The sequence below is a fragment of the Palleronia sp. genome, from assembly GCF_042089775.1.
In the GTDB taxonomy this organism is placed as follows: Bacteria; Pseudomonadota; Alphaproteobacteria; order Rhodobacterales; family Rhodobacteraceae; genus Palleronia.
This window is the reverse complement of record NZ_JBELKF010000011.1, coordinates 12,470-25,124: the sequence shown is the minus strand read 5'-3', so window position 1 is coordinate 25,124 and position 12,655 is coordinate 12,470. Positions and strand designations below refer to the sequence as shown.

General features: G+C 67.8%; 12 protein-coding genes. 7 read left to right on the top strand and 5 right to left on the bottom strand.

All coding sequences use genetic code 11. From position 1 onward, the window contains the following. From gshB to rsmI, 3 genes are all read right to left on the bottom strand, one after another. Positions 1-945, bottom strand: a complete 945-nt coding sequence (gene gshB, locus ACFDS3_RS04795) for a glutathione synthase (RefSeq protein WP_375261248.1) — start codon at positions 943-945, stop codon at positions 1-3. Between the two features lie 70 nt (positions 946-1,015). Continuing rightward, the gene (locus ACFDS3_RS04790) at positions 1,016-1,447 is read right to left on the bottom strand and encodes a YraN family protein (protein ID WP_375261207.1); all 432 of its coding nucleotides are present in this window, start codon (positions 1,445-1,447) and stop codon (positions 1,016-1,018) included. A 62-nt stretch (positions 1,448-1,509) separates the two neighbouring features. After that, positions 1,510-2,352 carry a 16S rRNA (cytidine(1402)-2'-O)-methyltransferase gene (gene rsmI / locus ACFDS3_RS04785; RefSeq protein ID WP_375261206.1) on the bottom strand — a complete coding sequence of 281 codons (843 nt, stop codon included), beginning with the start codon at positions 2,350-2,352 and terminating at the stop codon, positions 1,510-1,512. A 76-nt stretch (positions 2,353-2,428) separates the two neighbouring features. On the opposite strand from rsmI, the gene ACFDS3_RS04780 reads away from it, so the two are divergent. From ACFDS3_RS04780 to murJ, 3 genes are all read left to right on the top strand, one after another. Next, positions 2,429-3,613, top strand: a complete 1,185-nt coding sequence (locus ACFDS3_RS04780) for a penicillin-binding protein activator (protein WP_375261205.1) — start codon at positions 2,429-2,431, stop codon at positions 3,611-3,613. Beyond that, a complete protein-coding gene (locus ACFDS3_RS04775; RefSeq protein ID WP_375261204.1) occupies positions 3,573-6,386 on the top strand; it encodes a [protein-PII] uridylyltransferase in 2,814 nt (937 codons plus the stop codon). Before ACFDS3_RS04780 ends, ACFDS3_RS04775 begins: the two co-directional genes overlap by 41 nt. Before the next feature lie 90 nt (positions 6,387-6,476). Continuing rightward, on the top strand, positions 6,477-8,075 hold the full coding sequence (gene murJ, locus ACFDS3_RS04770) for a murein biosynthesis integral membrane protein MurJ (RefSeq protein WP_375261203.1): 1,599 nt from the start codon (positions 6,477-6,479) through the stop codon (positions 8,073-8,075). Here murJ and ACFDS3_RS04765 read toward each other — a convergent pair. Beyond that, positions 8,020-8,709 (bottom strand): rhomboid family intramembrane serine protease, encoded by a 690-nt coding sequence (locus ACFDS3_RS04765; protein ID WP_375261202.1) that lies wholly within the window; start codon positions 8,707-8,709, stop codon positions 8,020-8,022. The two genes, murJ and ACFDS3_RS04765, sit on opposite strands and share 56 nt — an antisense overlap. Before the next feature lie 76 nt (positions 8,710-8,785). On the opposite strand from ACFDS3_RS04765, the gene trpS reads away from it, so the two are divergent. Continuing rightward, the gene (gene trpS, locus ACFDS3_RS04760) at positions 8,786-9,805 is read left to right on the top strand and encodes a tryptophan--tRNA ligase (protein WP_375261201.1); all 1,020 of its coding nucleotides are present in this window, start codon (positions 8,786-8,788) and stop codon (positions 9,803-9,805) included. Between the two features lie 118 nt (positions 9,806-9,923). Here trpS and ACFDS3_RS04755 read toward each other — a convergent pair whose 3' ends face one another. Further along, entirely contained in the window at positions 9,924-10,328 is a 405-nt protein-coding gene (locus tag ACFDS3_RS04755) for a GNAT family N-acetyltransferase (RefSeq protein WP_375261200.1), read from the bottom strand. Positions 10,329-10,497: 169 nt separating this feature from the next. Between ACFDS3_RS04755 and ACFDS3_RS04750 the strand changes: the two genes are divergently transcribed. The 3 genes from ACFDS3_RS04750 (at position 10,498) to ACFDS3_RS04740 (ending at position 12,588) form a co-directional block, all read left to right on the top strand. Continuing rightward, positions 10,498-11,355: a branched-chain amino acid aminotransferase gene (locus ACFDS3_RS04750; RefSeq protein ID WP_375261199.1), complete on the top strand. Its 858-nt coding sequence runs from the start codon at positions 10,498-10,500 to the stop codon at positions 11,353-11,355. Positions 11,356-11,419: 64 nt separating this feature from the next. Continuing rightward, on the top strand, positions 11,420-11,872 hold the full coding sequence (locus ACFDS3_RS04745; protein ID WP_375261198.1) for a universal stress protein: 453 nt from the start codon (positions 11,420-11,422) through the stop codon (positions 11,870-11,872). Continuing rightward, positions 11,869-12,588, top strand: coding sequence for a heparan-alpha-glucosaminide N-acetyltransferase (locus tag ACFDS3_RS04740; RefSeq protein WP_375261197.1), 720 nt, complete (start codon positions 11,869-11,871; stop codon positions 12,586-12,588). Before ACFDS3_RS04745 ends, ACFDS3_RS04740 begins: the two co-directional genes overlap by 4 nt. Positions 12,589-12,655: the final 67 nt, after the last annotated feature.

Sequence of the window (12,655 nt, the reverse complement as noted above, 5' to 3'; positions counted from 1 at the left end):
TCAGCCGCCCTCTGCGACACGACGTTCAATCGCGTCCCAGATCGCGCCCGCGACGTTAGAGCCGTCGAACCGCTCCATCTCTTGGATGCCTGTGGGCGAGGTCAGGTTGATCTCGGTCAGGTAGTCGCCGATCACGTCGATACCGACGAAGACCTGGCCCTTCTCGCGCAGGGTCGGTCCGATTGCCGCACAGATCTCACGATCCCGCTCGGTCAGCTCGGACTTCTCGGCACGCCCGCCCACATGCATGTTCGACCGCGTCTCGCCCGTCTGCGGCACCCGGTTGATCGCCCCGGCCGGTTCACCGTCGACGAGGATGATGCGCTTGTCCCCCTTCGATACTGCGGGAAGGTACTTCTGCGCGATGAGCGGCTCGCGGTTGATGCCCGAGAACAGCTCGTGCAGCGAGGCGAGGTTGCCGTCGTCCTGCCGCAGGCGAAAGACACCGGCGCCGCCGTTGCCGAAGAGCGGCTTGACGATGATGTCGCCATGCTCGGCCTTGAAGGCCCGCAGCGCTGCCAGATCCCGCGCGATGACGGTGGGCGGGATGAGGTCGGGGAACTGCAGGACGAGCAGCTTTTCAGGATAGTTCCGCACCCAGAACGGATCGTTCACGACCAAGGCTTTTCCGGCGAGCCCGTCGAGCAGGTGGGTGGTTGTGATGTATCCCATGTCGAAGGGCGGGTCCTGCCGGAGCCAGACGACGTCGAACTCGGCCAGATCGACCTCGCGCGTCTCACCCAGGTGGGCATGGTCACCGCGGACCCGCTGCACCTTCAGGTCCGAGCCCCGGGCCAGAACACGCCCGTTCTGCCAGGCAAGGCGGTCCGGGGTATAAACGAAAAGTTCGTGCCCCCGCGCCTGCGCTTCTTCCGCCAAGCGGAAAGTGCTGTCGGCGTCGATATCGACCGCCTGGATCGGGTCCATCTGAATGGCAACGGACAGGGTCATGCGAGCTTTCTCCACGCTGGAACGCAGCGCAATCTGGGCCGTCGGGGCCGCCGAGGCAAGCCGATCACATGAAGGCGTTTTCCAGGATCTCCACCCGGCCGGCCCCGTCCACCGTCGCAACATCCACCCGCGCCTCGGTCAGAGAGCCGTTCGCTTCGGCCTCGAGATAAAGCTCGGCCGTCGCATGGATCCGCGCAATCTGCCGGGGCGAGACCCGCTCCAGAGCCCAGCCGTGGCGCTTGGCGCGCTTGACCTCCACGAAAACGACACGCTCGCCCTCGCGGAAGATCAGGTCGATCTCGCCCCAGCGCGAGCGCCATCGCCGCGCTACGAGAAGGGCGCCGCGGCGGGTGTAGACGCGGGCAACCTGATCTTCGGCGGCGAGTCCCGCGTGATGGGCAAGCGCGCCCGAAAGCTGCTTCTCACGGCTAGGTTCGGGCGGCTGAGACGGGGTCGGTCTGGGCTGATCGGGCACGTCGTCCTGCAACTGGCGCATTGGGCGCCGCTGCCCGCAGTGGTCGGCACCGCCCCCCGCAAACCTGAAAGAAAGCTGCGTGCTCAAGCCCCCCGCCCGAGGCGAAGCGCCATCTGGTACACGTCGCGTCGCGGCGCACCGACCGCCTCCGAAACCACCTTGGCCGCGTCCTTCACGCTCATCGTCTGGAGTGCCTCCTTCAACGCCGCCTCGATATCGTCTTCCCCGGCCTCGCGGCGGTCGCGGTCGATCACGAGCACGATCTCACCCCGCGGCGGGTCGCGCTCGATCCCTTCCAGCAGTTCCGAGAGGCGCCCCTGCCGCACCTCTTCGAATCGCTTGGTCAGTTCCCGGCAAAGGGCCGCCTCGCGATCCCCCAGCCGTGACACGATTTCCCTAATGGTTGCCGAACATCTCTGCGCCGTCTCGAAAAAGACCAGCGTCGCCGGCGTCCGCCCCAACTCGTCCAGCACGCGAGACCGGGCGCCGGAGGCGGCCGGCAGGAACCCCGCGAACAGGAAGCGGTCGGTCGGCAGGCCCGAAAGGCTCAGCGCGGCCAGGGCGGCGGAGGGCCCCGGCGCGGTGGTCACCTTGTATCCCGCGGCCCGCGCGTCACGCGCCAGCGCATATCCAGGGTCGGCGACAAGCGGCGTGCCTGCATCGGACGCGTAGGCGACGGATTTTCCCGCCTCGAGCGCAGCAAGGATGCCCGGCCGGGCGCGCTCTCCGTTGTGGTCGTGGTAGCTGACCAGGCGCCGGTCGCCGAGCGGGATGCCGTGAATCTCCATCAGGTGGCGCAGAACGCGCGTGTCCTCGGCCGCGAGCATGTCGGCGTCGCGCAGCACGTCCAGCGCCCGCAGTGTGATGTCGCGCGCCGCGCCGATCGGTGTGGCGACGAGGTAGAGCCCCGGAGCAAGACCGCTCATCGGCAGGCTCGCGATTTACAGCGGCCCCGCGCTTCCATACAACTCACCGTGTTCTCCACTCTCAGGGATGCCCGTGATGTTCGCCTTTCTTTCCGACCTCCGCAAGCGGGCCGCCGTCGGCCTCGTCCTCGCTCTGACCGGACTGGCAGGCTGCGCAGGTCTTCCCGTCGCCGGGCCGGGGGCCGGTGGCGACGGCCCGAGGGTCGACACGAGCGCCCCAGTGCCGGTGGCGCTTCTGCTGCCGCGGGGCGGTTCGGGCGGCGACGCCTCGGTCTCGGCGTCGATGGAGAACGCGGCGCGGCTTGCCATGGCCTCGGCCCCGGGCGCGCAGATCGACCTGCGGGTGTATGACACCGGCGGCTCGCCCGCGGGCGCTTCGGCCGCCGCGACCACGGCGGTCAACGAGGGTGCGCAGATCATCCTCGGGCCGCTCTACAGCCAGTCGATCAGCGCCGTCACGCCTGTCGTCTCGGGTCAGAACATCAACGTTCTGAGCTTTTCGAACAACACTGCGGTCGCCGGCGGCAACGTCTTCGTGCTCGGGCAGACCTTTGTCGACGTGGCCGAACGGCTGACGAGCTTCGCCCGCCAGCAGGGCCGCCCCTCTGTCGCCATCGTCCATGCCGAAGGCGTCGCCGGCGAAGCGGGGCGCGACGCGATCCTGCAGGCTGCGCAATCGGCAGGCATGGAGGTCGCGACCGTGCAGTCCTACCCGCTGAGCCAGCAGGGCATCACCCAGGCCGCGCCGCGCATCGCCCGGGCCGTCAACGAGTCCGGCGCCACCGCGATGTTCCTGACGGCCAACGTGGACGCCGACCTCCCGCTGCTCGCGACCGCCCTGCCCGAGAACGGCATCAGCCCGGCGCAGGTGCAGTACCTGGGTCTGACCCGCTGGTCCGCCGCCCCCGAGGCGCTGAGCCTGCCGGGCCTTCAAGGCGGCCTCTTCGCCCTGCCCGACAACAGCGCGCTCGAGCGGTTCAACGCGCAGTACCGCGCCGCCTACGGCTCGGCCCCGCACCCGCTGGCGGGCGTCGCCTATGACGGCATGCGCGCCGTGAGCACGCTGCTGGCCGAGGGCCGCTCGGACGCGCTGTCGCAGCGCGCTCTGACCCGCCGCGACGGGTTCGAAGGGGCGTACGGCGCCTTCCGCCTGCTGCCCAACGGCACCAACGACCGTGCGCTTGCGGTCGCCACAATCCGGAACAACGAAGTCGTCATCCTTGACCCAGCCCCATCCAGCACCGGTCGCGCGGGCTTCTGAAGCCGCCGGACCGGACGACACGCACCGCCTTCCGCCGGGACTCATCGTTCCGGCGGAAGAGCTTTTCGACGCCCCGACCGTGCGCGCCGCGATCGAGGCCGCGATAGACCCCGACGACAGCAGTACCGTGCGCAGGGCCGCCGTGGCCGAACTGCGCCGCGTCCAGGACGCCGCTCGCGCCCGCATTGCCGAGGCCTTCGCCGCCAAGCCCCTCGCATCGCGCGAAACGCTGTCCGCCTACTCCTGGCTGACGGACCGACTGGTCGAAACGATCTTCGATCTCATCATCACGCATCTTCACCCCAAGCCGAACCCGACGAAGGGCGAGCGGCTCGCCGTCCTCGCGGTCGGCGGCTACGGCCGCGCCGAGATGGCGCCGTTTTCCGACGTGGACCTTCTGTTCCTCAGCCCGTGGAAGCTGACCGCCTGGGCCGAGAGCGTCATCGAATCGATGCTCTACATCCTGTGGGACCTGCGGATGAAGGTCGGCCATGCCTCGCGCACGGTGACGGACTGCATCCGGCTGGGCCGCGAGGACGTGACGATCCGAACAGCGCTGCTGGAGCACCGCTTCCTCTGCGGCGAGCGACCCATCGCGGACGAGCTTGAGGCGCGTCTCTGGTCCGAGCTGTTCGAAGGGACCGAGGCCGAGTTCATCACCCAGAAGCTCGCCGAGCGGACCGAGCGCCACCAGAAGCAGGGCGGCCAGCGCTATGTGGTCGAACCCAACGTGAAAGAGGGCAAGGGCGGCCTGCGCGATCTTCAGACGCTGTTCTGGATTGCCAAGTACGTCAACCACGTCACCGACGTCGCCGACCTCGTCCAGAAAGGGACCTACACCGCGCACGAGTTCGAGAGCTTCGTCCGGGCCGAGAGCTTCCTTCTGGCCGTGCGCTGCCACCTGCACCTGATCGCGGGGCGGGCGCAGGATCAGCTGACCTTCGACATGCAGGTCGAGGTCGCCCAGCGCATGGGCTACCAGGACGGCAAGGGACGCCGCGCGGTCGAGCATTTCATGCAGGCCTATTTCCGCCACGCCACCCGCGTGGGCGAACTGACGCGCATCCTGCTGACCGCGCTCGAGGCCGACCACAAGAAGCAGGAGCCGGCGCTGATCGGCCTGTTCCGCCGGCGCAAGCGGCTGCGGCCGGGCTACGCCCTGAAGCAGAACCGCCTGACATACGCGGATGCCGACGCCTTCCTTTCGGACAAGCTGAACCTTCTGCGTATCTTCGACGAAGCGCTCCGGACAGGCTACCTGCTGCATCCCGACGCGATGCGCCTGATCGCGGCGAACCTGCGGCTGATCGACGACGAGATGCGGCGCAACCCGGAGGCGGTGCGCATCTTCTTCGACATGCTGCTGAAGCATCCGAACCCCGACCGGGCCCTTCGGCGGATGAACGAGCTTGGCGTGCTGGCCGCCTTCATCCCAGAGTTCGAGCCCATCGTGGCGATGATGCAATTCAACATGTACCACCACTACACGGTGGACGAGCACACCATACAGTGCATCCGCCACCTTTCCGAGATCGAGGCAGGCGAGCATCGCGACGATCTTCCCCTGTCATCCGGCATTGTGGACGGCGGCATCTCGCGGAAGCTTCTCTACACCGCACTGCTTCTGCACGACATCGGCAAGGGCCGGGACGAGGATCACGCCGTCGTCGGCGCCCGCATCGCCCGGAAGGTGTGCCCGCGGCTGGGGCTGAGCCGCGCCGACACGGAAACGGTCGAATGGCTGGTGCGCTATCATCTCTTGATGTCGGACATGGCCCAGAAGCGCGACCTGAGCGACCCGCGCACGGTGCGCGACTTTGCCAAGGCGGTGCGAACGAAGAAGCGGCTGGACCTGCTGACCTTGCTGACCGTCTGCGACATCCGCGGCGTGGGTCCCGGCACCTGGAACAATTGGAAAGCGCAGCTGCTGCGCACGCTCCACCGTGAAACGGCCTTCGCGCTGGAAAACGGGCTCGAGGCGCTGAACCGCGAGAACCGCGGCAACGAGGCCAAGCGTGCCCTGCGCGAGGCGCTGTCGGATTGGCCCGCCAAGGACCTGCGAGCCGAAACGGCGCGGCACTACCCGCCCTACTGGCAGGGCCTTGGCATCGCGAGCCACACGGCCTTCGCGCACCTGCTGCGCAACATCGAAGACAACCAGATCCGCATCGACATCACCGATGACGTGGACCGCGACGCCACCCGCATCTGCTTTGCGATGGTCGATCACCCCGGGATCTTCTCGCGCCTCGCCGGGGCGCTGGCGCTGGTGGGCGCGAACGTGGTGGATGCGCGAACCTACACCTCGAAGGACGGCTATGCGACGGCGGTTTTCTGGGTGCAGGACGGCGACGGGCATCCTTACGATCCATACCGCCACGACCGCCTGAAGGGGATGATCGACAAGACCCTGCGCGGCGAGGTCATCGCCCGCGACGCGATGGAAAGCCGCGACAAGCTGAAGAAGCGCGAGCGTGGCTTCCGCGTCCCGACCTCCATCGCCTTCGACAACGAGGGATCCGAGATCTACACGATCATCGAGGTCGACACCCGCGACCGCCCCGGGCTGCTGCACGACCTGACGCGGGTGCTGGCCAACAGCAACATCTCGATCGCGAGCGCGGTGATCGCGACCTATGGTGCGCAGGTCGTGGATACGTTCTACGTCAAGGACATGTTCGGGCTGAAGATCTACACCGACGCAAAGCAGAAGGCGCTGGAGCGCAAGCTGCGCGAGGCAATCGACGCCGGCGCAAAACGGGCCCGCGCCTGAAGGCGGCGGCTTCCCCCCACGTTCACCCGCTTGCCTCGCCCGTGCGGCGCATCCATAGCGGACGACGGACCGCCCATCTCGGAGAGACGAATGCCCCCCTCGCGCCTCATTTCCGGCTTCATGACTGTCGGCGTCTGGACGCTGGCCTCGCGTGTCCTGGGCTTCGTGCGCGACATCATGATCGCGGCCTTCCTGGGCGCGGGCCCCGTGGCCGAAGCGTTCCTCGTGGCCTTCGCGCTGCCTAACATGTTTCGCCGGTTCTTTGCCGAAGGCGCGTTCAACACGGCCTTCGTACCGATGTTTTCGAAGAAGGTCGAAAGCGGCGAGGACCCGCAGACCTTTGCGCAGAACGCATTTGCGGGCCTTGCGGCCGTGCTGATCGTTCTGTCGATCATAGCCCATGTCGCCATGCCTGCGCTGGTCTTTGCCATGGCCTCGGGGTTCACCGAGGATAACCGCTTTGATCTTGCGGTGACCTTCGGGCGGATCTGCTTTCCCTACATCCTGCTCATCTCGCTGGCGGCCTTGCTGTCGGGCGTGCTGAACGCCACGAACCGTTTCATCGCCGCGGCCGCCGCGCCGGTCCTTCTGAACGTTGCACTCGTCAGCGCGCTCATCATCGGCGATCAGCTGGGGTGGCCCGCGGGGCTGACGCTGGCCTGGACCGTGCCGATTGGGGGCATCCTGCAACTGGGCCTCGTCTGGGTCGCCGCGTCGCGCGCCGGCTTTACCCTCTATCCCCGCCTGCCCCGCCTCACGCCCGAGATGAAGCGCCTCGCGCGGATCATGGGGCCGGCCATGCTGGCGGGTGGCGTCGTGCAGGTGAACCTGCTGGTCGGGCGCCAGGTGGCGAGCTTCTTTGACGGGGCCATCGCGTGGCTCTCGTATGCGGACCGGCTGTATCAGCTGCCCCTGGGCGTCGTCGGCATCGCCATCGGCGTTGTGCTGCTGCCCGACCTGTCGCGGCGCCTGCGCGCGAGCGACGACGCGGGCGGTCAGGACGCCCTGTCGCGCGCGGCCGAGTTCGCGCTCGTCCTGACCGTGCCCTGCACCGTGGCCTTCGTCACTGTTCCGGTGCCTCTGATCGCGACCCTTTTCCAGCGCAGCGCGTTCGACGCCGACGACACCGCGGCGACCGCTCTGCTGCTGGCGATCTATGGGCTGGGGCTGCCCGCCTTCGTGCTGCAGAAGGTCTGGCAACCTCTTTACTTCGCGCGCGAAAACACCCGGACGCCGTTTCACTACGCGCTGGTGAGTCTGGTGGTGAACGCGGTCGTCGCCGTCGGCCTGGCGCCGGTGATCGGCTATCCCGCGGCCGCGCTCGGGACCACGCTTGCGGCCTGGGTCATGGCGGGCCTGCTGATCCGCGGCGCGCGCAGCATGGGCGAAGCGGCCCGCCCGGATGCCCGCTTCCGCCGCCGCCTGCCCCGCCTGATCGGCGCGTCGATCGCCATGGGCGTGGTGATCTGGGTGCTGAACGTGTTGCTGGCGCCGCTATTCGGCGGACCTTGGCAGATGCTGGCGCTGGCGATCCTGGTGGCGAGCGGCGCCGTGGCCTATTTCGCGATCGGTCACGCGATGGGGGCCGTCGCCTTCCGCGAGATCCGGGGCGCGGTCCGTCGCCGAAAGCAGGTTACCTCTGACGCAGCTTCGCCATCACCCGGCTCCACCCCCCAGGCGAAACGATGAAGGACAGCAGGAAGCCCGCGACGAACCCCGAAAGGTCGGCGACCCACGTGGCCGACCCGCCGAAGAGCAGACCGAACACCAGCTGGATGCCCAGAAGGAACGCGATGAGCGAGAACGCCCTGATCCGCTGCTCGCCCAGCGCGCCGAGGCCGGTCCACATCAGGAACGTGTAGCACCCGATCAGGCCGTAGACCGCCGGGTAGCCCCCGACGAGCGCCGTCTCGGCCCCCGGAACGAGGCCATAGATCAGGGCCCCGGAAATCGAGGCGACGGCCCAGACCGCGAGGACCGCCCAGGCGGCGAAGCTCTCGGCGACCAGCTTGCCCATCGCCAGCAGGAACACCACGACGAAGAGCATGTGCGTGAAGCCAAGGTGCACGAAGGAATAGCTGACCAGCCGCAGAAGATGGCGCGGCGGGAACTGCCCGACCTCGACCATTTGGTCCCAGCGCTGCGGCGAAAAGGCGAACCCGTTCAGCGCCTCGATCCGCAGGCCGACGCCGCGCGCGCCGCCGATCACGCCGGCGGTTCCGGCCTGGAACACAAGCTCGATCGCAAAGATCGCGACGGCCAGCGCCACGACCACGGGGGGCAGCGCGTTGAAGGGATTGGCGTTGTGGTCGGAAAGGGACATCGGGCAGCTTCCTTGACGGGGTCCGGCCCCCTCGGTAAGCCGTCCCGGTCCAATAAAAAAGCCCCGGATCCCACACATGGCCGAGACTCGTTTCACCCCCCGCGTCCTGTCTGGCATCCAGCCTTCGGGCGGCCTGACGCTCGGCAACTACCTTGGTGCCATCAAGCGCTTCGTGCAGACGCAGAATGCCGCCACCCACGAGACGCTGTTCTGCATCGTCGACCTGCACGCGATGACCGTGTGGCAGGACCCCGCCGCGCTGACCCGCAACACGCGCGAACTCGCCGCCGGATACCTGGCGAGCGGCATCGACCCCGAGAAGTCCATCCTGTTCAACCAGTCCCAGGTGCCCGAGCACACGCAGTTGGGGTGGATCTTCAACACCGTGGCCCGCATGGGCTGGATGGGTCGGATGACCCAATGGAAGGACAAGGCGGGCAAGAACGCCGAGGCCGCCTCGTTGGGGCTGTTCGCCTATCCCGCCCTGATGGCGGCCGACATGATGATCTACCACGCCACCCACGTGCCCGTGGGCGAGGATCAGAAGCAGCATGTGGAGCTGACGCGCGACATCGCGACCAAGTTCAACCACGACTACGACACCGCCTTCTTCCCTCTGATCGAGCCCGTGATCGAAGGCCCCGCGACCCGCGTCATGTCCTTGCGCGACGGGTCGAAGAAGATGTCGAAGTCGGACCCGTCGGATGCCAGCCGGATCAACATGACCGACGACGCCGACACGATCTCGAAAAAGATCCGCAAGGCCCGGACCGATGCCGAACCCCTTCCCGAAATCTATGAGGGCCTGAAGGACCGGCCCGAGGCGCGCAACCTCGTCAACATCTACGCGGGCCTCGCCGACTGCAGCGTGACCGACGTGATGGCCAGGCATGCGGGGGAAGGCTTCGGGGAGTTCAAGCCGGCGCTGGCCGATCTGGCGGTGGAGAAGCTCGCGCCGATCTCGGCCGAGATGGCCCGGCTGATGGAAGACCCGGCCGAAATCGACCGCATCCTTTCCCGCGGCGCCGAGCGTGCCCGCGAGATTGCCGCGCCGATTCTGGCCGAGACCTACCGGATCGTCGGCCTCGTCCGGTGACCTCGGACGCGTGAGAGAAGTGTAGGAGTCGTGTAGGACTTTCGTCGGACTCTTGTGCGAGCCTTGCGTCGGTGCGCGCGGGGGGGGGGCAGGTCTTACCCTTTGCCGAACGCCCCCCTCACTTGAGGCGAAACAGAAGCTCCCTGCCGCCGTCGAAGGTCAGCCTATCCGCGTGCCCGATCGCTTCGGCGCCGACCTTGCGCAACAGACCGAGCATCGGGTCGTTCTCTGGCTCGGTCGTCACGTAGAGGCGTGGGAATCTTCCGTCCGACAACGCCGCCCTGACCAAGGCTTGTCCGGCACCGCGCCGCCTGTAGTCAACCCGAACGCAAAGAAGCGCCAGCAGAGGCCATCCCAGGAACTCGATGGGTGAAGTTCGCAGGTAACCGACCGCGCGGCCGTCGCCGTCTTCGGCGACAAGCAGCTGCCCGGCCTGAAGGTTCAGGCGACGGTCCCCGATGAACTCGTCGAACGCGAGGAGATCGGGATAGTCGCCCAATGCGCCGAAACGGATACGCGTCATGATGAACGCATAGTCTCCTGTCGCGTCAGCCGGAAGCCTCTGTTCCACGTAGTCCGGTTTCACCGCGCTATCCCACCACCCCTCCAAATCCGGGCAGTTGCGCCATCTGGACGCCCCCCGGCCAATCGCGCTACCCCTGCCAGGCACGGACGAGACGAGGGAGCGCGGCATGGCGATCGGCACGGATATCAGGACCTGGTTCGAGGGGCAGTGGCACGAGGGCGACCCCGCCATCATCCGCGCCGCCGATCACGGGGCTTGGCTGGGGTCGTCGGTCTTCGATGGCGCGCGGTATGCCCGGGGGGTCGCGCCTGACCTGCTGGCCCATTGCGAGCGGGTGAACCGGTCGGCCAGGGCGCTGATGATGACGCCGACGATGGAGGCCACTCGCATGGTCGAGATCGTGCGCCAGGGGCTGGCGCTGTATCCCGCCGATGCCACACTTTACATCCGGCCGATGTACTGGGCCATCGACGGCGGCCCCGGCGCCATCGCGGCGGGCGAGACGACGGGCTTCGCCATCTGCCTCGAGAGCATCCCGCTCGCCCCCGAGGACGCCACGACGACGCTGACGACGACGCGGTTTCGCCGGCCGGTGCTGGAAAGCGCCGTGGTCAATGCCAAGGCGGGCTGTCTCTATCCCAACAACGCACGCATGATCCGCGAGGCGCAGGCCAAGGGGTTCGGCAACGCGCTGGTCGCCGACGCGCTTGGCAACGTGGCCGAAAGCGCCACAGCCAATGTCTTCATCGCGAAGGACGGCGTTGTGTTCACGCCCGTCCCGAACGGCACGTTCCTGGCAGGGATCACCCGCGCCCGGCATATCGACCTCTTGCGCCGCGATGGCGTGGAGGTGGTCGAGACGGTTGTGACCTTCGACGACGTGCGCGCCGCAGACGAGGTCTTCCTGACCGGCAACATGTCCAAGATCACGCCCGTCACCGCCTTCGACGACGTGACGTATGCCCCAGGTCCCATCGCGAAGCGGGCGCGGCAGCTTTACTGGGACTGGGCGCTGTCGGAATGAGCGGCGCGCCGGTGGACACAGGGCGCCCCCTCGGACAAGATCGCCCCGCGACAGGGGGGTCGTGATGCGCAAGTTCCTCGTCATTCTGGATGACAGCCGCGAGTGCCTGAACGCCATGCGCTACGCCGCGATGCGGGCGGCCAAGACGGGCGGCGGCGTGACCATCCTGTCAATCATCCCGCCTGAAGAGTTCCAGCACTGGCTGGGCGTCGGCACCCTCATGCGCGAGGAATCCCGCGAGCGGATCGAGGCCCATTTCGAGGTCTTCGCCAAGTGGATGCGCGACCGGCAGAACGTCTTTCCCGAGCTTGTCATCCGCGAGGGCGAGGCGGTGAACCAGATCCTCGCCCAGATCCGCGAGGATGAAAACATCGGGGTCCTGGTGCTTGGCGCCAGCGAAGAGGGCGGGCCGGGTCCCCTTGTGAGCCAGTTGTCGCGAGGTGCGGGCGGGCTGCCGGTGCCGCTGACCATCGTGCCGGGCGGGCTGAGCAAGGACCAGCTCGAGGCCATCACGTGAGTCCCGCGCCGGTTTCGGCCGCCCCGCCGCAACGCGTCGCGTGGATCGACCGGGCGCGGGGCGTCGCGCTGCTGGCGATGATCGTCTATCACTTCAGCTTCGACCTGGCGCTGTTCGGGGTGGTCCGGTGGGATGTCGGCGGCGCCCCGCACTGGCGCGGTTTCGCGATCCTGATCGCTGCGAGCTTCATCGCCCTGTCGGGGCTGTCGCTGGCGCTGTCGGCGCGAGGCGGGATACGCTGGCGGGCGTTCCTGCGGCGGCTGGCCCTGCTGGTCGCGGCGGCGGCGGCGGTCACGGTGGGCACGTGGTTCGCCATGGGCACGCCGGTCACGTTCGGCATCCTGCACGCCATCGCGCTGTTTTCGGTGCTGGCCCTGCCATTCCTGCGGACGCCGCCCTGGGTGCCGGCGGTGGTGGCGGTGGTCGTGTTCCTCGTGCCCTTCGCGGTGCAGTCCGAGGCGCTCTCGGCCTTGTGGCTCTATCCGCTGGGCCTTGACCCGACGCCGATCCCGTCCTTCGACTACGAGCCGCTGTTCCCGTGGTTTGCGGCCATGCTCGCCGGGATCGCCGCCGCGCCCTACCTGCCCACGCCACGTTCGCCGGTGGCGCCGGACCTGCTGGCGCGGATGGGGCGGCACAGCCTGGCGATCTACCTGCTGCACCAGCCGATCCTGTTCGGGCTGCTCCTCGGGGCGCGGCAACTCGCGCTACTTTAGAATCGTTCCAAGTCCTTGACCCGGCGCGGCCGATCCCGCATATAGGTCCCAGCGCCCCGAAGGAGTC

Coding starts and splice junctions, on each gene's coding strand:
- ACFDS3_RS04765 (WP_375261202.1), bottom strand. CDS start 8,709: ATGTCCCTTTCCGACCACAACGCCAATCCCTTCAACGCGCTGCCCCCC.
- murJ (WP_375261203.1), top strand. CDS start 6,477: ATGCCCCCCTCGCGCCTCATTTCCGGCTTCATGACTGTCGGCGTCTGG.
- ACFDS3_RS04750 (WP_375261199.1), top strand. CDS start 10,498: ATGGCGATCGGCACGGATATCAGGACCTGGTTCGAGGGGCAGTGGCAC.
- ACFDS3_RS04755 (WP_375261200.1), bottom strand. CDS start 10,328: ATGACGCGTATCCGTTTCGGCGCATTGGGCGACTATCCCGATCTCCTC.
- rsmI (WP_375261206.1), bottom strand. CDS start 2,352: ATGAGCGGTCTTGCTCCGGGGCTCTACCTCGTCGCCACACCGATCGGC.
- trpS (WP_375261201.1), top strand. CDS start 8,786: ATGGCCGAGACTCGTTTCACCCCCCGCGTCCTGTCTGGCATCCAGCCT.
- ACFDS3_RS04790 (WP_375261207.1), bottom strand. CDS start 1,447: ATGCGCCAGTTGCAGGACGACGTGCCCGATCAGCCCAGACCGACCCCG.
- ACFDS3_RS04745 (WP_375261198.1), top strand. CDS start 11,420: ATGCGCAAGTTCCTCGTCATTCTGGATGACAGCCGCGAGTGCCTGAAC.
- ACFDS3_RS04780 (WP_375261205.1), top strand. CDS start 2,429: ATGTTCGCCTTTCTTTCCGACCTCCGCAAGCGGGCCGCCGTCGGCCTC.